Raw genomic sequence first — 18622 nt, 5'->3', positions numbered from 1 at the left:
GCGTTTTGCTTAACACGGTGTGCTATCGCGATGAGACGATTAGCCCGCCAGCGTCAAGGTGACAAATAGGCCCGCAATGGTCGCCGCCATCAAGTTAGACAAGGTACCAGCGATCACCGCTTTGACACCAAAGCGTGCAATCTCTGGACGACGGCTAGGCGCCAGACCACCGAGGCCGCCAAGCAAAATGGCCACCGATGACAAGTTCGCAAAACCACACAGAGCAAACGAGATAATCGCTTTGGTTTTCTCTGTCATTTCCATGCCTGTTGCTGCAACAACTTGCGCACCGTCACCAAGGTATTGCGTGAAGTTCAGGTAAGCCACGAATTCGTTAACCACGATCTTCTGACCGATGAAAGAGCCTGCGACCACTGCTTCTTCCCATGGTACACCGATAAGGAATGCAAACGGGGCGAACAGGTAACCCAAGATCAGCTCCAGCGTGATATCTGGGTAACCGAACCAGCCGCCGATACCGCCTAGCATGCCGTTAATCAGGGCAATCAAACCAATGAACGCAAGTAGCATCGCACCAACGTTAAGCGCCAGTTGCATACCTGATGAAGCGCCGCCTGCGGCTGCATCAATCACGTTCGCTGGCTTCTCTGCACCTTCAGCGGTCGCGTCAGCCATCTGCTCAACCGGCTCGTCGGTTTCAGGTTTGATAATTTTCGCAAACAGTAGACCACCTGGTGCGGCCATGAATGATGCCGCAATCAAGTACTCAAGCGGAACCCCCATAGAGGCATAACCGGCCAGTACGCCACCGGCAACCGAGGCCAAACCACCACACATGACCGCGAACAGCTCTGACTGCGTCATACGAGGTACGAATGGACGGATCACCAAGGGCGCTTCAGTTTGTCCAACAAAGATGTTAGCCGTTGCTGACATAGACTCGGCACGTGAGGTACCCAGTGCTTTTTGCAGACCACCACCGAGCACGTTGATCACAACCTGCATAATACCCAGGTAGTAAAGCACGCTGATCAGTGAGGAGAAGAAGACAATGACAGGAAGAACTTTCAGTGCGAAGACGAAACCGCCACCGCCGAACAGTTCAAACATTTTGTCAGAAACCAGCCCACCGAAGATGAAGCTGATCCCTTCGTCACCGTATGCGATGACGTTAGCAACGTATTGTGATGCGCCGTACAGAATGTCGCGTCCGACATCGACATAGAGTACGAAAGCACCGAAAAAGAGTTGGATAGCAAATGCGCCACCCACGGTACGGAGGTTAATGGCTTTGCGGTTATCGGAAAGAAGAACTGCTATCCCTAGCAGCACAACCATCCCAATCACGCTCATCAGCAGGCTCATAATATTGGCATCCTCAAAGTAAAAAGTTGGCGTCTCGACAAAGTGGAATTTGGCTTCCGGGGAGGGATTATACGCATCGCAGTCACATTAAAGTAATATTCCAATCACAGTTCGCTGTAAAACTATTTTGTAATGCATCAATAAGTATGACTTTGATCTAGTTTTGTGAGCTTATGCAACCGCAAACGTTTGTCTTTTGCCCATTCCCGCTCAATCAAAGCCAAACAATCTTTCAGCGTTGTCTGATGTTTCGGTCATGAGATGATCTTTATCACAGCCTTTTAACTCTGCAACCACATCAGCAACCCTTAATACCTGAGAGGGGGTGTTCGGTTTTCCTTGAAATCCGGCCAAAGGCATGTCGGGGGCATCGGTTTCAAGGACGAGGTGATCCAAAGGTAGCTGAGCAATGGCGCGGCGGGTCTTTTGCGCGCGAGAATAGGTGACGGTGCCGCCTACCCCGAGCATCAGGCCCGCATCAATAAACTGTTTACCCTGCTGTTCACTGCCACTGAACGCATGTAACACCCCGCGTATCCCTGGATAGGCTTTAACCGCGCGTAATAATGGGTTATGCGCTTTGCGGCTGTGTAGAATGATGGGGAGATCATAGTGACGTGCGAGCCAAAGCTGCCCCTCCAATAGCGCGTGCTGGCGCTGCTGAGCGGTATTTTGGTTCGCGACAACAAAGTCGAGCCCGGCTTCCCCGACGGCAACACAGCGCCCAGGACGCGCGCTCAATGCCCGTTCCAGTTTATCCAGGCTGGTGTCCGTGTGAGCATCGAGAAAACATGGGTGTAGTCCCAATCCTGCATATACACCATGCAGGCGTTCAGTCAGTGACAGCACCGCCGACCAGTTATCCTCGCTAACACTAGGGACCACCATCCGCGTCACGCCCTTTTCGCGCGCCGCCTGCCAGTACGACTCTGGTGACTCACGAAACGGAGAAAAATCAAAATGGCAATGCGTATCAATCATGCTGAGACGTTGGTGTCGATGATGTTTTTTCTGAACGCTTGATAGGCACACAGCTGCGACGGTTATCCTCGCCAAGCCCCATTCGCTGACACCAGGCATCGTAATGTGCCACCCAACGTTTAATCCTCGCTATCATCATCGGCATCCTTGCTTTGTCAACTTTATGCCATTAAAAAGCCGTCTAGTTACAGACGGCAGTATAGCATGGCGTGAAAGAGGAGAGCGTCATCGCTATCCGGTGCACGTTTGTAATCACACCGGGCGATCCCACCCTCTCCCCCGCTTAGTGTTCGCGGGTCGCTCTGAGATCAATATCCGGGAAGCGCTCTTGCGTGAGGTTTAGATTCACCATGGTCGGCGCAATGTACGTCAAGTTGTCGCCACCATCCAAAGCCAAGTTCGCTTGGTTTTTACGCTGAAATTCATCCAGCTTCTTCTCGTCACCACACTCTACCCAACGCGCGGTGGCCACATTAATCGGCTCATACAAGGCATCCACGTTGTATTCGGCTTTCAAGCGTGCCACTACCATATCAAACTGGAGGACACCGACCGCACCGACAATTAAATCGTTTGATTGCAAAGGACGGAACACCTGTACGGCTCCTTCCTCAGACAGCTGAATCAAACCTTTAAGCAGCTGCTTTTGGCGCAATGGATCTTTGAGACGGATCCGACGGAAAAGCTCTGGGGCAAAATTCGGGATCCCCGCAAATTTCAGATCTTCTCCTTGAGTAAAGGTATCGCCAATTTGAATGGTGCCATGGTTGTGCAAGCCAATAATATCACCCGCAAACGCATCTTCAGCCCGTGACCGATCTCCTGCCATAAAGGTCACCGCATCGGAAATATTGATTTGTTTACCGAGGCGCACATGACGCAGTTTCATCCCTTGCTGGTATTTCCCAGAGACAATACGCATAAAGGCAATCCGGTCACGGTGGCGTGGATCCATGTTGGCTTGAATTTTAAATACAAAGCCGGAGAACTTCTCTTCGTCAGCCTTGACGTCACGATCATGGGTTGGGCGAGCCATGGGCTTGGGTGCCCACTCGGTCAGACCATCCAACATATGGTCCACACCAAAGTTACCCAGTGCGGTACCGAAGAAAACAGGCGTGAGTTCACCGCTTAAAAACAGTTCATGGTCAAACGCATGAGACGCGCCCATCACCAGTTCCAACTCGTCACGCAAATCTTGCGCAATGTCTGCACCAATCGCCTCATCCAACTCAGGATTATTCAAGCCTTTAATGATACGCGCATCCTGAATAGTATGGCCTTGGCCTGATTGATACAGAATGCTTTCGTCACGATGAATATGGTACACACCTTGGAAGCCTTTCCCGCAACCAATCGGCCACGATACCGGCGCACAGGCAATATTGAGCTCACTTTCTACTTCATCAAGCAGCTCCATTGGGTCGCGAATATCACGGTCCAGTTTGTTCATAAAGGTAATGATCGGAGTATCACGTAAACGGGTGACTTCCATCAGCTTACGGGTACGATCCTCGACACCTTTCGCCGCATCAATCACCATTAAGCACGAATCGACCGCGGTCAGTGTCCGGTACGTATCTTCCGAGAAATCCTCGTGCCCTGGTGTGTCGAGCAGGTTCACTAAGCAGTCGTTGTAAGGAAATTGCATCACCGAGGTGGTCACCGAGATACCACGCTCTTTTTCCATGTCCATCCAATCAGACTTGGCATGTTGGTTAGAGCCACGCCCTTTCACGGTTCCCGCCGTTTGAATGGCACGTCCGAATAACAGCACCTTCTCGGTGATGGTGGTTTTACCCGCATCTGGGTGCGAGATAATCGCAAACGTGCGGCGTTTATCAACTTCCTGTTGCAGCAGTGTATTTGACATAGAGGTTATCTTCTTGTTGGCTTCAGGCGGCAATCAGGCGCCAGCTGAGAGGGTCATTCACAAAGGTGGCGTATTTTCGCTGATCTTGTAGTCAGCTTCAATTCACAAATCTGACTTCGCCGTGTTATCTGCATCCGTTAGGGTCAATATTGCTTGCCAAACCCATCACAAATGTTGCCATTTGACCGCCTCGTGGTGTCGTTATCGGCCAAGCACGTGTATAATTATCGCCACTTTCAGCTGTCACACAGTCAACAACGTCGACCATAAGGTCGCGACTATTGACAGCACACTGCCCAAGCAGGCCAAACACCCGCGCAGCCTGCTGTCATTAGTCGCGATGGTGAGCAGCTGAAAGCCGACAATTAGTGAGATAAACCAACGGGTTTATCCCTCAGCAACAAGGAAATAATCTGTGAATCCAATCGTAAAAACATTCCAGTACGGCAATCATACAGTGACATTGGAAACGGGCGTGATGGCACGTCAAGCCAATGGTGCTGTCATGGTTAGCATGGACGATACCTCGGTATTCGTTTCTGTGGTCGGTAAAAAAGAAGCGGCTGAAGGCCAAAGCTTCTTCCCATTGACGGTTAACTACCAAGAGCGTACCTACGCGGCAGGTAAAATCCCAGGTGGTTTTTTCAAGCGCGAAGGTCGCCCTTCTGAGTCAGAAACCCTGACCGCACGTCTGATTGACCGCCCTATCCGTCCGCTATTCCCGGACTCGTTCAAAAACGAAGTCCAAGTGATTGCAACTGTCGTATCTGTTAACCCAGCGGTGAGCCCTGACATTGTTGCCATGCTGGGTACCTCGGCAGCACTCGCTATCTCAGGCATCCCATTCAACGGCCCTATCGGCTCGGCGCGCGTCGGTTACATCAACGATGAACTCGTGCTTAACCCAAGCCCAGCAGAGCTAGACGACAGCAAGCTTGACCTTGTGGTCGCCGGTACTGAAGGTGCGGTGCTGATGGTAGAGTCTGAAGCGGATCGCCTAAGCGAAGAGCAAATGCTACAAGCGGTGATGTTTGGTCATGAGCAACAGCAAACCGCGATCAACGCAATCAAAGAATTTGCCGCCGAAGTGGGAACGCCTACTTGGGATTGGCAAGCGCCAGAAGTGAACGCGGCGCTACAAACCCGTGTGACTGAAATGGCACAAGGCCCATTGGCTCAGGCATACCAAATCACTGAAAAAATGGCCCGTTACGAGCAGATTGGTCAGGTGAAACAGGAAGTAGTGGCTGCACTACTCGGCGAAGACGAGACCTTGGATGAGCGTGAAATCCTAGGCATGCTCGGCGACTTGGAAAAGAAAGTCGTACGCAGCCGCATCATTGCCGGTGAACCACGTATTGATGGCCGTGAGAAAGACATGGTTCGCGCCCTCGACGTGCGTACAGGCGTATTACCACGTACACACGGCAGCGCCTTGTTTACCCGTGGTGAAACGCAAGCGCTAGTAACGGCGACATTGGGCACTCAGCGTGACGCGCAAACCATTGACTCAATCATGGGTGAGCGCCAAGAAGGCTTCATGCTGCACTACAACTTCCCTCCTTATTGTGTGGGTGAAACCGGTTTTGTTGGCTCACCAAAGCGCCGCGAAATCGGCCATGGTCGCCTAGCCAAACGCGGTATTGCTGCTGTGATGCCAAGCCAGGACGACTTCCCGTACACACTGCGTGTAGTCTCTGAGATCACCGAATCCAACGGCTCTTCCTCAATGGCATCTGTCTGCGGCACATCGCTTGCGCTGATGGATGCTGGTGTACCGGTGAAAAAATCCGTGGCCGGTATCGCCATGGGTCTGGTGAAAGAAGGCGACGATTTCGTTGTGCTTTCCGACATCTTAGGTGATGAAGATCATCTCGGTGATATGGACTTTAAAGTGGCCGGTACGGATGACGGTGTCACTGCTTTGCAGATGGACATCAAAATCGAAGGGATCACTAAAGAGATCATGCAAATCGCATTGAACCAAGCCAAAGGCGCACGTTTACACATCCTCGATGTGATGGACCAAGCCATCGGCTCAGCACGCGACGACATCTCTGAGTTCGCCCCGCGTATCCATACCATGAGCATCAACCCAGATAAGATCCGTGATGTGATTGGTAAAGGTGGCGCGGTGATCCGTCAGCTGACCGAAGAAACGGGCACCACAATTGAAATCGACGACAATGGTACCGTGAAAATTGCGGCCACCGACGGTGAAGCTGCTAAAGATGCCATTTCACGCATCGAAGCGCTCACGGCAGAAGTCGAAGTGGGCCGTATCTATACCGGTAAGGTTCAGCGTATCGTTGACTTCGGTGCCTTCGTCTCAGTGATTGGCGGCAAAGATGGTCTGGTTCACATTTCTCAAATCGCTGATCAACGCGTTGAGAAGGTGTCTGATTATCTCGAGATCGGCCAAGAAGTGGACGTGAAAGTGCTGGAAGTTGACCGTCAAGGTCGTATCCGCTTGAGCATGAAAGAAGCGGCGGCAGAAAAAGCCCCCGCTGCTGATGCTGCGCCAGCAGAAGAAGCACCAAGCACTGACGCTTAAAGTCATATCGTCATTCATGGTATAAAGGGGGCTGAGGCCCCCTTTTTTTTACACGGAGATGCGCCTTCATGACCATTTTTACTCAGCCACGGGCGGGATTTTATAAGTCTCTGGCTATTCTGGCGCTGTTATTATTGACCGGCTGTACCAGCCAGTGGACCTTTCCTCCTATGGCCGTCCCCTTACAGCCCACGCTGCAACAGGAAGTGCATCTGGCACGTATAGACCAGCTGCTTGCCCGCGATGATTTGAGTGACGATGCACGCGCCCAGCTGCATTATGAGCGTGGACTCATGCATGATAGCTTAGGGATGCGCGACTTGGCGCGATTGGATTTTAATCAATCGCTGTCACTCAAGCCTGATCAACCTGATGTGTTTAATATTCTCGGCGTCTATTTTACCCAAAATGGCCACTATGATGCTGCCTACGAGGCCTTTGACTCGACGTTAGAGCTGGATAATAGCCACAGCTATGCCGCGCGCAACAGAGGCATTGCCCTTTATTACGGGGGGCGCTATCGCCTGGCCCATCAAGACTTACTCCATCACTACCAAGAAGATAGCGACGATCCTTATCGCCTCATTTGGCTTTATTTAGTGGAGCGCGATTGGAAAGGGGAAACCAAGGCGCAACAAGCGCTAGCAACGCGAAAAGCGAATGCGGAGACCGCGGGTTGGGGCTGGCAGCTTGTCGATATGTACCTCGGTGAGCTCAGCGAACGTGAGCTGCTAGAGCAACTTGCCTCGCAAGGTGAAGACAATGAACGGCTCGCAGAACGCTTATGTGAAGCCTACTTTTACCTTGCTAAACGCTATCAATTCCAAGGCGACAAGGATCGCGCCGTGGCATTGTATAAGCTTGCCATGTCGGGCAACGTGTATGAGTTTGTCGAACACCGCTATGCGTTACTTGAGCTCAATCGGCTCGCCTATCGTCGGCCCTAGTATTTCATTCCTGAGCACCTCAAAAATAAAAATAGAGCAGGCCCACTGCTCTATTTTTGATCCTGAGTAATACCAACAGGTATCCGGTTAGCTTGTCTGCGCACTGGGTGCCAGTGCCTGTGGTGGTTGCTTGTTGGGCTTACTTTTCAGCAATAGCTTTTCAAACTCATGCTTGGGCATGGGCGAGTGAAAATAATAACCTTGAATGGTGTCACAGTGCAGGTTAGTGAGCACTGAAGCCTGCTGACGGGTTTCGACCCCCTCTGCCACCACGGTCATTTCCATGGCTCGGCCGAGATGAATAATGCTTTCCACCAGCGTCACCTGTTTACTCAAAGCATCCATATCGTGAATAAACGCGCGGTCAATTTTAAGCTCATCAAGCGGAAAACGAGCAAGGTAAGACAAGGATGAGTAGCCGGTGCCAAAGTCATCAATCGAGAGGGCAAAGCCCAGTGACTTAATCGCATTGAGCATATTCAGGGCATGCTCATCGTTTTTCATCACCGCGCTTTCCGTTAACTCAAAAGTAATATCTTCTGGGTTCGCGCCCGTGGCTTTAATCAGCTTTTCCATATGCTCGGTCAGCTTGGGGCTGCTAAATTGCTCTGGCGATAAGTTAATCGCCACTCGTCCCGGCAGCATGCCTTGTTGACGCCAGCGCCGCACGTTTTGAAAGACCTCGCGCATCACATGGCGTCCAAGCGCTTCAATAAGTCCACAGCGCTCTGCGACCGGAATAAAACGCCCAGGACTGATATAACCCTCTACCGGATGTTTCCAACGCACCAAAGCTTCAGCACCGTTGATACGATAATCACTGGCACTGACCTTAGGTTGATACCAGACTTCCAGGCCGTTGTTTTGTAAGGCCTTTTGTAGCTCGATTTCCAACCAAAGCCGCATCCGTGCTTCTTTACTCATGCTGTCATGATAGGCGACCACTCGGTTTCGGCCTTGCTCTTTGGCCTCATACATCGCGGTATCGGCATTTTGCAGCAGCTGCCGCGCGTCTTTACCATCATCGGGATAACGCACCATTCCCACTGAACACGCCAGATACTTGCTAAAATAATGCAGCTCAAAAGGCTGGCTGATCGCACCGACGACTTTGTCGGCCAGTTGATCAGGCGCGTCGTCCGTTGCGGGCTTAGGCAGCAGCACCGCAAATTCGTCACCGCCTAAGTGGCCAACAATGGTATCCGCCGAGAGCAAGGCGCGTAAACGCTGAGCAATATCCTGAAGCACACGATCGCCAACATGGTGTCCGAGAGAGTCATTGATATTTTTAAAATTATCGACATCAAGGTACAACATGGCCAACGGCGTTTGTGCTTTGATCAATCTATCCAACTCTCGGCTGAAGCCATAGCGATTATACAGACCGGTTAAGGCATCCGTATAAGCGGATTGTTGCTCACCGATTTTGCTGGCATCCTCTTTTTCGGTGGGTTTTAAGCGCTTAACCGACGAGTCAGTCATTGTAGGTTGTAGACGCAGCATATGCGCTTTTTTGCCCAAAAGATGGATAGGTGATTGGCTCACCGTCAGCGGCGCGCTGTTTTTTGCACTCACTACCGACACACCTTGCCCAAGCGGCGTACGCGATAGGCTGTCAATGGTGCTAGATGCTTTCTCTGTCGACACGAGATAGTCTGATAAAGGCTCACCCATCAAGGCATCGATACTTCCGACGCCCAATAACCCAGCGGCTGCAGGGTTCGCTGATAATATACAGCCATCTTCAACCACGCAGCAGCCATCATCGATAAGTTGACTAAGACGGTGGTATTTTTCCTCCGCCTCTTCGAGCGCACTGGCTAATACTTGGCGTTCGGAGGTATCTGCGGCATGAAAAATCACGCAGGGCTTGCCACTTTCATCAGCGACATTCGGCAAGGGGGCAACACTGAAGTGAAAGCTAGTGCTATGGTAGTTATCAGTAAGAAGCACCTCTCCCTCGGCGCATTCACCCCGTCGGGCTTTGTCATAATGTGGTTTGACCGACTGATAAAACGCCTCGCCTAGGGTATCGATATCGGATAACCCCTTTAACGACGGCAAGGCCAAGCCAGACAGCTCGCTATAGCGTTGGTTGGCGTAAAGGTAGCAATCATTGCTGTCGAGAATGGCAAAAAGGAACGGACTATTATCGGTTAAGCAGTAGAACCAATCATTTAACGACGATATTGGCATGAAAAGCTCACATCTGGAAATCACTCTCGACCATCTCATTGGCAAGACAAACGTCTCATATATTAGACACTTTTAACTTTGTTGTCAGTAGCACTTTATGAGGCACGCGTCATGGGTTCAAGCTTTTCTCACTATATACCGCATATTTTACTGTAAAAATAGATAAAGGACTCAAAATCAGTAAACAGGAGAGACTGTGTCGCCATATTACACAATTTGCTGACTATTTATGCATTTAGCTGCGTAAGCATCAAACACATACGACAGTCACCTCTTGCACGGGATCGGGAATCCGTTATTCTGGCTACACCATTTAATAACCACGACCTCTGTGATGATGATTCGTACAGAAGCGCCCGCCGACCTGGTTCGGTTAGACGGTTGGTGGCGAGAGACGCTCATGCGTCCCGTGCAAGCCGATCAGCTCCAACAGCTGCGCGAAACGGGGCAGATCTCGCTTTCTCTCCTGGCGACCGATGATATGGGAGAGATATTAGGGCACATTGCCGTCACCGACGCTCAAACCGCCAATAACACCCAAGAAATTACGTTATGGCATAGCCCAGATGCAAACTTGGTGATGCCTCTGTTAGACGAGGCTGAGTCTACCTTGTTTGAACTGGGCTATAGTCTGTTAAAAATTGCCCCCAGTGACGCCGCCGAACAGGCCGAGTTTGCCCCCTTATACCCGGACGATATTTGGTGGTATAAACAGCTCACCGCCGCGACGTCAACGTGAGAGTCAGCCAACTATGTTAACGGATATCCAGCGTTTGCAAGCCATGGATCTCGATGTGTGGCAATTGCGACACCCAGAAATCTACGGCCGTGAGCAAGAAGTGATCCAATTGCCTGACCACTGCCAACTCTTGCTGGTTTGTGATCACACTCTCAGTGAGCAAGATGCTTGGCTATTTGGCAACATCCTAAAAAGCATGAAATTAAATGCCGAACAGGCTCGCCAACTTCCCCATACTGCGTTGCCAGCCCTTGGCGAACATCACCTTAGCTGGTGTTGGTATATTGGCTCTGTTGAGGTGATTGTCGATGGTGTGAAAAGCTTGTATTCACAGCCTTTAGCGCAGATGCACGATAACCCTGCGGCTAAGCGCGATCTTTGGCGTCAAATTTGTCAGTATGAGTGATTATCAGATTACCCCACTTGATCACGACGATGTTGCGGCGATCGCCGCCATTGAGCAGCGCGCCCACCTCTTTCCATGGTCAGCCTCACAACTGGCGGTTTCGTCTCATCAGTTTGACCATCACTACGTACTGCGCTTGACCACCGCTCCCTCATGTATCATCGGTTATTTTTATGCACGCTGTATCGCGGGTGAAGCCGAGCTGTTGAATATTGCTATCGATCCGGATTATCAGGGACAAGGGTGGGGATGGATACTTTTAAACGGGATGATAACGACACTACGTCATGCTGGGGCGGACAGTATTTGGCTAGAGGTAAGAGAGAGTAACATGCCTGCCAAAGCACTTTATCAAAAGCATGGTTTCCAAGTAGTTCACCGCCGGCAACAGTATTACCGCTGTGCCGACGGCTGTCGTGAAGATGCGTGGATAATGGAAAAACGACTACCTTAGTCGCGACGCTCGTGACCACCGTGCGCGTGGTCACTATCAAGCCGAATGGGAGGGAGAATATATCCCTGGTACCCGTGGCAGCCCAACTGATGAAAATACTGATGCTGCTCTGATTGCTCAATGCCCGTAGCAATCACCTTAATCTCTCGAGACGCGGCAATATTCACCAACATGCGAATGAACACATCGTCAACATCGCTCGAGGGCTGGCCAAAGCCAATATCGAGCTTCACGTAGTCTGGGTCTATATTTTTAATATAATCGACATTATCCATATCACGCCCAAAGTGATCGACGCCGACCTCAAAGTCTTGCTCTCGAATAATCTCAAACAACGCTCGGCATGCCTGAGGCTCTTGGTGCACTGCCATTTCGCTCACTTCAAACGTCAACTTATTGGCCAAGTAGGTTTTTAACAAAAAGTTTTGTAACCAATCATGGAAGGCTTGGCTTTTAACACTTTCTAACGTCAGGTTGACCGCTAACTTATCCGTAATAGGGTTAGCTTTTGCGTATTCATCAATCCTGGTCAGCACATACTTATCAAACTCTTCACCCAATGCGTACATTGAAATACGGTTCAACAATTGACCCGCAGCCAGCCAACTCTCATCCACCCAAAGGTGGGCATACACTTCTTGGTGCCAATTATGTTGATTATCGCGATGGCGAACCGGCTGGGCATAAAGCGCGAGCGGATTTTTATTCAGCGCATCCAGTAATATCTGCCGCCATTGCTCTCGAGTACGACTGTCAGCTTGCTCGTCAGAAGGCCAGAAATAGACGTCACCTTGGCGCTTAGCCTGTTGTAAGGCATTATCCGCTTTGGCCATGAGGCTGGCCGTATCATCTGTACATGTTTTCGCTAAACCAAGATGAAACCCTTGGTTGACGGGCAAGGCAATATGCTCCAGCTCTTGGTTTATCGCGCGCAACAGTTGCCTCAAGTAGCGACGCACTAAGTGCTCTTCATCAATTGTCAGCAGTATCGCGATCTCGTTATGACTTAGACGCGCCACTAATTGATGGCTTTGCGCCAGCTCCCCTTGTGTTAACGCTTCTCCTAGCAAGCGCCAACACTGATCACGATATTGGTAACCATAACGTGCGCGCAGTCGCGATAACCAAGAGACTTCGATGAGCACGAGCGTACAACCCACGCCGTCTTTTATGTAACTTTGCAACTGATGCTGGAAGTAGCCTCGGTTAGGTAATCTTGAGACAGGATCAACCATCAATTTATCGCGCAAGCGTGCCAACTCGTCTTGTTGTGATTGCTGCACTTTGGCAACTTGCTGACCGGCAAGGTTAAACGCACTTTGTAAAGCCACCAAATCATTGACACGCGTCTTGGCTCGCGCAGGGTGGAAATCACCATGACCTAATGCTTTCAACCGTTTTCGTAGCTCACCCAGTGGAGCCGTCACGCGAAGGAACATGACCGAGGCCCCCAAGCTTATCAGTACACTCACTGCCATTAACCCCAATACGAGCTGTAAAAGTCGACTCCATAGGGCTTCAATGTGACGCTGCGGCGCGATGGCGATGGTCAATTGTGCTAACTGAGTCCAGCCATTGGTTACCGAGACAGATCGGGTACGGGTTGTGAGCCCCGTCAGTTGTATAAACCACCCCGGTGCATCCAGAACCGGAGAGTCGGACTCCCACACTTGACGATCTCCCGAGAGCATCGGCTTGACAACAATCCTCTCCACCTGAGGCATGGTGATAAAGTGAGAAACCAGTTTATTGAGCCTTTGCGTGTCGCCCTGTTCAAGTACCACAGGTAACGCCTCTGCGAGTGACTGGCTTAATAAGCGTGAGTGTTGCTGCTGCTCTCGGTCTATCTGTTGTACGCCAAAATGAAAGACCACTGCCGTGGTCACCAAAAGGATGACCACGGCAGCGGTTATGACAAACGAGAGCACACGTTGATGGAGCGTCATTCCACGCCTCTTTTCATGTCTAGGTTATCGCGCTGAACTATTGCTCTTCTGACGAGTATATCGTCCATCGTTTCTCCGTTACCCCATGTTCGCCTGACACAGACGCTATCACACGGCGATTCTGTTCCTTCGCTCGGTCACTCTCGTCATCAATCAGCGGTTGGGTTTCCCCAAACCCTTGGGCATCCACACGATTTTTGTCAATATAAAACTGTGTCACTAGCACATTGGCAATGGCTTCCGCCCGTCGCTGAGACAGCGCCATGTTGTATTCTGCATTGCCCACTTTACTCGCATGACCCTCTATCGTCACCCTGGCTTTGGGGTAACGGCGCATAAAGTCCGCAAGGCGGCGAATATCCGCATACTGCTCTTCACGAACCTGGGCAGACGCAGTGGCAAACTGAACGTTGAGTTCAAACGCCTCTTGTTCGATACGCTCACTTGGGCACCCCTCATTGTTCACCTTGGCTTGTTCAACACTATCACCACATTGATCTCGCGCGGCAATCACACCGTCTTTATCGCTATCCGTTAAATCACGACCTTGCGTCACAGTGTCTTCCATGGGTTGAACAGCTTGTGGGGCACAGCCACCAAGCAATAGCCCAGTGATTAAAACGATGACTAGCTGTTTCATTGTTCACGCTCCTGGCCCGTCAAAGACTCTGTATCCCAACTTGCAGGCATATCGACCCGTAAGGAGGCTAAAAGCTCCCCTGTTGCGTTCAAAATACGATACTGCGCATAACGTTCGTCCGCTTCTTTACTCAGGTACTCGCGGCGTGTTTCAAACAGCTCATTTTGCGAGTCAAGCACATCCAACAAAGTACGGGCATTCAAGCGAAATTCTTCGCGATAGGCATCACGCGTATCGGTCGCCGCCTCGACATGTTGACGCATAAAATCGCGTTGCTGCTCAAGATAGGTGCGGGCATTCCAAGCCAGTTTCGCGCCTTCAATCACATCACGATGCGCCATTTCATTAATTTCACGCGCTTCGATAGTCTGGTAAGCCGTTTGTCGTTCACGTGCTCGGTCAGCGCCACCATTAAATAAGTTATAGCGCATGCGCACCATCGCTTGGATATTGTTATTCTCACCGCCAACATCTGGCGGGCCGGCACCGTCTTCCCCCCCGACATTGTCGTTCCAGTTGGCGTCTACTTCTAAGTTGAACTCAGGTAAGTAAGCCGCACGCGAGCCATCACGGGCCGCATTCGCCGCCGCAATATCCGCTTGTGCAGAGCGCAACCTTGGATGTTTTTCTAGGGCTCGCGCCATCAATGTATCCAATGATGATGGTAGCATCGCCTCATCAGGCCTTGGTAGGTGAAGATTCTCCGGCGTCGCCCCCACCATTTTGGTAAACGTACTACGCGCGTCCGCTAAATTATTACGTGCAGACATTAAATTAGCGTTCGCACGCGCTAAGCGCCCTGTGACCTGTGATAAGTCACTGGCTTTGGCAAACCCACCTTCGTTACTTTCTTTGATGGCATCATAAATCTCTTGGTGGTTCTCCAAGTTTTTCTCCGCCAGTGTGACCACCTCATCGGCGACAAGCACATCTAGGTATACTTTTGCCACCTCTAACGCCTTGTCTTCAGCCGTCGCGATCAGTGCCCACTGTTCAGCCGTCGCCTCATTCTCGGTGCGAGAGACCTCGTTTTGCGTACGGAAACCATCGAAAAGTACCTGACGCAACGACACGCCCAGCTCACGGCGCGTCAAGTCAACCTCATCGTCGGTGGTCGTGTCACGACGTGTCGAAGGGGTGTCGGTGCGCTCCCAGCCCACGCCTGCCGTTGCATCCAGTGTGGGATAATAGCCGGCTTCGGCTTGCTCGATAGCCTGTTCTCTGGCTTTATACCTTGCAAACGCTTGACGGATCTGCGGATGAGATTCCAAAGAGCGCGCCACCGCTTGCTCTAAGGTTTGCGACATGGCTGCCGGCGAGCTTAAGCTCATTGCCAGGATAAGCGTCGCAACACGCTTTTTTTTGACCACATGCGAGAAATTCAGCACGTTATTGCTCCTATTAGTCTATTTCTCAGCGCTCACGTAATGCGTTTTCTTTTGCTCGTAAGATAGGATTAAGTATGTATTCCAGCACTGTCCGCTTGCCGGTTATAATATCCACCGACGTCAACATGCCAGGGATAATCGGCATCGGTGTGCCATCCTCCCTGGTTAAGTGTGATGATTCCGTTCTAATCCTTACTAAATAAAAGCTATTGCCTTCTTCATCCTGTGTGGTATCGGCACTGATATGCTCGACGGTGCCGTCCAGGCCGCCATAACGGGTAAAGTCATAGGCTGTCACCTTCACAACGGCGGGTAACCCCGGATGCAGGAACGCAATATCCTTTGGCAAAATTTTCACTTCGACGAGCAGCTGATCTTCTGTTGGCACAATTTCAATCACATCTTCGCCCGGGTCAACAACGCCACCGAGGGTATTGATATGTATTGTTTTCACTGTGCCATTAACCGGAGAGGTGATGACTGCTTTATTCACCTTGTCTTGAGCACCCACTTTCGCTTCTTTTAATCGAGATAGCCGCGCTTCCGTTTCACTGAGTTTGGCGCGTGTCTCACTAATAAACTGCAGAGCAGCTTCGCGGCGTTTCAATATCGCTTCATCCAATGAGGCTTTTATCTTTGGCCGTGAAAGCTTCAAGTTGGTTAGCTCACCGTCCATATCATTGATCTGTCTTTCCAGTTTGAGAAGTTCCACTTCTGAGACAATCTTCTTTTTCACTAAAGGACGTGTGATATTGATCTCACGCTGCATAATTGACATCGAGTTGGTCAAGGTTTTTATCTTAGAACCGACCTCTTCCAGCGCTTGTTTTTTTTGTACTATTTGACGCGCTTGGATTTCTAATTGGTTACTGAGATTCTCTAGCCGGCTGCGGTATTCCGATTTTTGTCGCGCGACCAAATTCGGTTTTCTGCTTGTCAACGTATCCGGGAACGTCATCGGACGAATGCTAATATCGATTTGCTGCTGCCAAGGTTTGCTCGCCGATTGCAGTGTGACACTGTCAAGCTCATGGTACATCCGCGTCACCGACGAGCGCAGGCTATCGATCTCTTGCTCTTGCTGAGCCAGATCGGAGCGAAACCGCGTATCATCAATACGCGCCAAGGGCATGCCTTTTTCAACCAGCTGACCCTCATCGACATACATCGCCTGTAAAATACCGCCATCCAGGCTCTGGATAAGTTGAACATGAGAGGGAGGAATAACTTTGCCATTACCACGGGTGACACGATCAAGCTCAGCAAAGGCGGCCCAAACAATAAAACTGACGATAAGGAGCAAGGCCACCCAAACGACCGCTCGGTATTTAAGTGGCGTGTCTGTCATCATTGCGCCATAAACATCATCGACCATGTCGAGATCAGTGGATTGACTCGTTTTCTTAACCGACTTGCCCATTACACACTTCCCTTGTTGAGCTTGCTCAACACCTTATCGCGCGGGCCATCCATCACAATGCGTCCTTTGTCCATCACAATCACCCGCTGCGCGAGGTTGAGCAGTGACATGTTATGGGTCACCATCACCAGTGTTCGTGATTTGGCTGCGACTTCCATCGCTTTAATAAATTGGTTTTCAGCGTGTGCGTCTAAACTCGCCGTCGGTTCATCCATCACCAGCACAGGTGGCTCATTAAGCAACGCCCGTGCTAAAGACACCGCTTGCCTCTGACCGCGAGAAAGGCGTTCGCCACGCTCTCCCACCTGTTTATCTAGGCCTTCATGGTCTTGCGCGGTAAACAAACTCACGCCTGACAGCTGCACGGCGCGCATCAGCTGGTGCTCAGTGACTTGGCGCGTCCCAAACATGATGTTTTCGCGAATAGTGCCATGAAACAGCGTCACATCTTGTGCCAAATAGCCCACGTTGCGACGCAAATCTGAAGGATGGATTTGACGGCTATCGACGCCATCAAACCGTAAACTGCCTTGGTTGGGCTGAAAAAGGCCGGCTAACAGTTTGAGTAACGTGGTTTTACCCGAGCCATTTTTACCTAAGATGGCGATCACTTCACCCGGCTGAACGCGAAAATTTAATGGATAAAGCGCCGGTTTTTCCGTCTCTGGATAATTAAAGGCCAAGTTGTCGGCACTGAGTTCACCTTTAAGGCGTTTACGACTGACAAGGTGCCCTTTATCAGCAAACTCATCCTCTTGCTCCATCATCGCATTCAGCTGCCGGAGCGAGGTGCTAGTTTGATTCCAACGGTTGAGCAAACTCGCCATTTGCGCCATGGGTGATACCGCTCGGCTGGAAAGCATCACTGCCGCGATGATCCCCCCCATTGATATATCGCCATCCGCCACCCGATACACCCCCAAGATCACCACGGCGATCGCCATCATCTGGGTGATGAAAGTGGCAATGTAAGAAACGTTATTGGTGATTTGTTTGACTTTAAAGTTCCAATTCGCCGTGTGCGCGGTCATTTGCTGCCAACTGCGCTGCACGATGCCTTCGGCGCCATTAGCTTTGATGCCCTCTAACGCCGATAAACTCTCAATGAGATGGCCATGGCGCTCAGACGCGTATTTATTACTCTCTTCAATCGCTGCGCGCAATTTAGGCTGGACCGAGATGGTGTAGCCCAAGATCAGTAACCCAGCCACGACCGGCACCATGGCCAGATCGCCCGCGACTAGATAAATAATCGTGATAAAGAAAACCGCAAACGGCAAATCAACCAAGGTGGTGATAGTCGCCGAGGTGAGCATGTCTCGCACAGAGTCGAACTCCCCCAACTGTTTGGCCGTGGCCCCCACACTGCCGCCACGATTGGCCAGCGGCGTACCCATCAGCCGTGCAAACAGTCGAGACGAAACAATAATATCGACTTTCTTCCCGGCCATATCAATCATGTAGGAGCGCAACTTGCGCATGATAAAGTCAAAGCAGTAGGCCAAGGTGGCGCCGCTAGCTAACACCCACAAGGATTCAAACGCCAAATTAGGAACGATCTTGTCATAGACGTTCATTACGAACAGCGGCGACACTAAAGCAAAGAGGTTCACCAACACCGAGGCGAGCAACGCATCGCGATAAATAGGCGCAGCGTCTTTGACCGTTTGCCAAAACCAGTGGATTTTATTGTCGTGCAGGTGTAGATCGACCGACTGATCACCGCGGTACTGGCGCTTAATAAAAAAGCAA

General features: G+C 50.9%; 15 protein-coding genes. 5 read left to right on the top strand and 10 right to left on the bottom strand.

Features of this window, described 5'->3' with window-relative positions:
- Positions 1–39 precede the first annotated feature (39 nt).
- The 4 genes from C7A19_RS13155 to prfC form a co-directional block, all read right to left on the bottom strand.
- On the bottom strand, positions 40–1326 hold the full coding sequence (locus tag C7A19_RS13155) for a NupC/NupG family nucleoside CNT transporter (protein WP_077486522.1): 1287 nt from the start codon (positions 1324–1326) through the stop codon (positions 40–42).
- Between the two features lie 210 nt (positions 1327–1536).
- The gene (locus C7A19_RS13150) at positions 1537–2307 is read right to left on the bottom strand and encodes a TatD family hydrolase (RefSeq protein ID WP_077486521.1); all 771 of its coding nucleotides are present in this window, start codon (positions 2305–2307) and stop codon (positions 1537–1539) included.
- The gene (locus C7A19_RS15545) at positions 2300–2446 is read right to left on the bottom strand and encodes a hypothetical protein (RefSeq protein WP_155522567.1); all 147 of its coding nucleotides are present in this window, start codon (positions 2444–2446) and stop codon (positions 2300–2302) included. Before C7A19_RS15545 ends, C7A19_RS13150 begins: the two co-directional genes overlap by 8 nt.
- A gap of 144 nt (positions 2447–2590) precedes the next feature.
- On the bottom strand, positions 2591–4180 hold the full coding sequence (gene prfC / locus C7A19_RS13145; RefSeq protein WP_077486520.1) for a peptide chain release factor 3: 1590 nt from the start codon (positions 4178–4180) through the stop codon (positions 2591–2593).
- A 415-nt stretch (positions 4181–4595) separates the two neighbouring features.
- Between prfC and pnp the strand changes: the two genes are divergently transcribed.
- A complete protein-coding gene (gene pnp / locus C7A19_RS13140) occupies positions 4596–6734 on the top strand; it encodes a polyribonucleotide nucleotidyltransferase (RefSeq protein ID WP_116645089.1) in 2139 nt (712 codons plus the stop codon).
- A gap of 68 nt (positions 6735–6802) precedes the next feature.
- Entirely contained in the window at positions 6803–7681 is an 879-nt protein-coding gene (gene nlpI, locus C7A19_RS13135; RefSeq protein WP_116645088.1) for a lipoprotein NlpI, read from the top strand.
- An 87-nt stretch (positions 7682–7768) separates the two neighbouring features.
- Here the strand turns inward: nlpI and C7A19_RS13130 are convergent, their stop codons facing one another.
- The gene (locus C7A19_RS13130) at positions 7769–9877 is read right to left on the bottom strand and encodes a bifunctional diguanylate cyclase/phosphodiesterase (protein WP_116645087.1); all 2109 of its coding nucleotides are present in this window, start codon (positions 9875–9877) and stop codon (positions 7769–7771) included.
- Between the two features lie 334 nt (positions 9878–10211).
- On the opposite strand from C7A19_RS13130, the gene C7A19_RS13125 reads away from it, so the two are divergent.
- Genes C7A19_RS13125 through rimI form a run of 3 tightly spaced genes read left to right on the top strand, consistent with a single transcriptional unit; the run spans position 10212 to position 11476 of the window.
- Positions 10212–10616, top strand: coding sequence for a hypothetical protein (locus C7A19_RS13125; protein ID WP_069362763.1), 405 nt, complete (start codon positions 10212–10214; stop codon positions 10614–10616).
- Positions 10617–10629: 13 nt separating this feature from the next.
- Entirely contained in the window at positions 10630–11022 is a 393-nt protein-coding gene (locus C7A19_RS13120) for a DNA polymerase III subunit psi (protein ID WP_077486516.1), read from the top strand.
- Positions 11015–11476, top strand: a complete 462-nt coding sequence (gene rimI / locus C7A19_RS13115) for a ribosomal protein S18-alanine N-acetyltransferase (protein ID WP_077486515.1) — start codon at positions 11015–11017, stop codon at positions 11474–11476. The genes C7A19_RS13120 and rimI overlap by 8 nt, the downstream gene beginning before the upstream one ends.
- Here rimI and C7A19_RS13110 read toward each other — a convergent pair.
- The 5 genes from C7A19_RS13110 to C7A19_RS13090 form a co-directional block, all read right to left on the bottom strand.
- On the bottom strand, positions 11473–13422 hold the full coding sequence (locus C7A19_RS13110) for an EAL domain-containing protein (RefSeq protein WP_077600165.1): 1950 nt from the start codon (positions 13420–13422) through the stop codon (positions 11473–11475). The genes rimI and C7A19_RS13110 overlap by 4 nt on opposite strands.
- A gap of 37 nt (positions 13423–13459) precedes the next feature.
- Positions 13460–14062 carry an OmpA family protein gene (locus tag C7A19_RS13105; RefSeq protein ID WP_116645086.1) on the bottom strand — a complete coding sequence of 201 codons (603 nt, stop codon included), beginning with the start codon at positions 14060–14062 and terminating at the stop codon, positions 13460–13462.
- A complete protein-coding gene (locus C7A19_RS13100; protein WP_235614310.1) occupies positions 14059–15450 on the bottom strand; it encodes a TolC family outer membrane protein in 1392 nt (463 codons plus the stop codon). The genes C7A19_RS13105 and C7A19_RS13100 overlap by 4 nt, the downstream gene beginning before the upstream one ends.
- 25 nt (positions 15451–15475) lie before the next feature.
- Entirely contained in the window at positions 15476–16870 is a 1395-nt protein-coding gene (locus tag C7A19_RS13095) for an HlyD family type I secretion periplasmic adaptor subunit (RefSeq protein ID WP_116645085.1), read from the bottom strand.
- On the bottom strand, positions 16870–18622 hold a 1753-nt coding region (locus C7A19_RS13090), incomplete at its 5' end, for a type I secretion system permease/ATPase (protein WP_155522566.1). The genes C7A19_RS13090 and C7A19_RS13095, both read right to left, overlap by 1 nt.

The organism is Salinivibrio sp. HTSP, assembly GCF_003390965.1.
GTDB classification, from domain to species: domain Bacteria; phylum Pseudomonadota; class Gammaproteobacteria; order Enterobacterales; family Vibrionaceae; genus Salinivibrio; species Salinivibrio kushneri.
Note: the sequence above shows the minus strand (reverse complement) of the source record. Positions and strands in the feature narration are given on the sequence as shown.

What these genes read in the sequence shown, in the direction of transcription:
- C7A19_RS13155 (WP_077486522.1), bottom strand. Translation starts at nt 1,326, where the DNA reads ATGAGCCTGCTGATGAGCGTGATTGGGATGGTTGTGCTGCTAGGGATA.
- C7A19_RS13150 (WP_077486521.1), bottom strand. Translation starts at nt 2,307, where the DNA reads ATGATTGATACGCATTGCCATTTTGATTTTTCTCCGTTTCGTGAGTCA.
- C7A19_RS15545 (WP_155522567.1), bottom strand. Translation starts at nt 2,446, where the DNA reads ATGATGATAGCGAGGATTAAACGTTGGGTGGCACATTACGATGCCTGG.
- prfC (WP_077486520.1), bottom strand. Translation starts at nt 4,180, where the DNA reads ATGTCAAATACACTGCTGCAACAGGAAGTTGATAAACGCCGCACGTTT.
- nlpI (WP_116645088.1), top strand. Translation starts at nt 6,803, where the DNA reads ATGACCATTTTTACTCAGCCACGGGCGGGATTTTATAAGTCTCTGGCT.
- C7A19_RS13130 (WP_116645087.1), bottom strand. Translation starts at nt 9,877, where the DNA reads ATGCCAATATCGTCGTTAAATGATTGGTTCTACTGCTTAACCGATAAT.
- C7A19_RS13125 (WP_069362763.1), top strand. Translation starts at nt 10,212, where the DNA reads ATGATGATTCGTACAGAAGCGCCCGCCGACCTGGTTCGGTTAGACGGT.
- C7A19_RS13120 (WP_077486516.1), top strand. Translation starts at nt 10,630, where the DNA reads ATGTTAACGGATATCCAGCGTTTGCAAGCCATGGATCTCGATGTGTGG.
- rimI (WP_077486515.1), top strand. Translation starts at nt 11,015, where the DNA reads ATGAGTGATTATCAGATTACCCCACTTGATCACGACGATGTTGCGGCG.
- C7A19_RS13110 (WP_077600165.1), bottom strand. Translation starts at nt 13,422, where the DNA reads ATGACGCTCCATCAACGTGTGCTCTCGTTTGTCATAACCGCTGCCGTG.
- C7A19_RS13105 (WP_116645086.1), bottom strand. Translation starts at nt 14,062, where the DNA reads ATGAAACAGCTAGTCATCGTTTTAATCACTGGGCTATTGCTTGGTGGC.
- C7A19_RS13095 (WP_116645085.1), bottom strand. Translation starts at nt 16,870, where the DNA reads ATGGGCAAGTCGGTTAAGAAAACGAGTCAATCCACTGATCTCGACATG.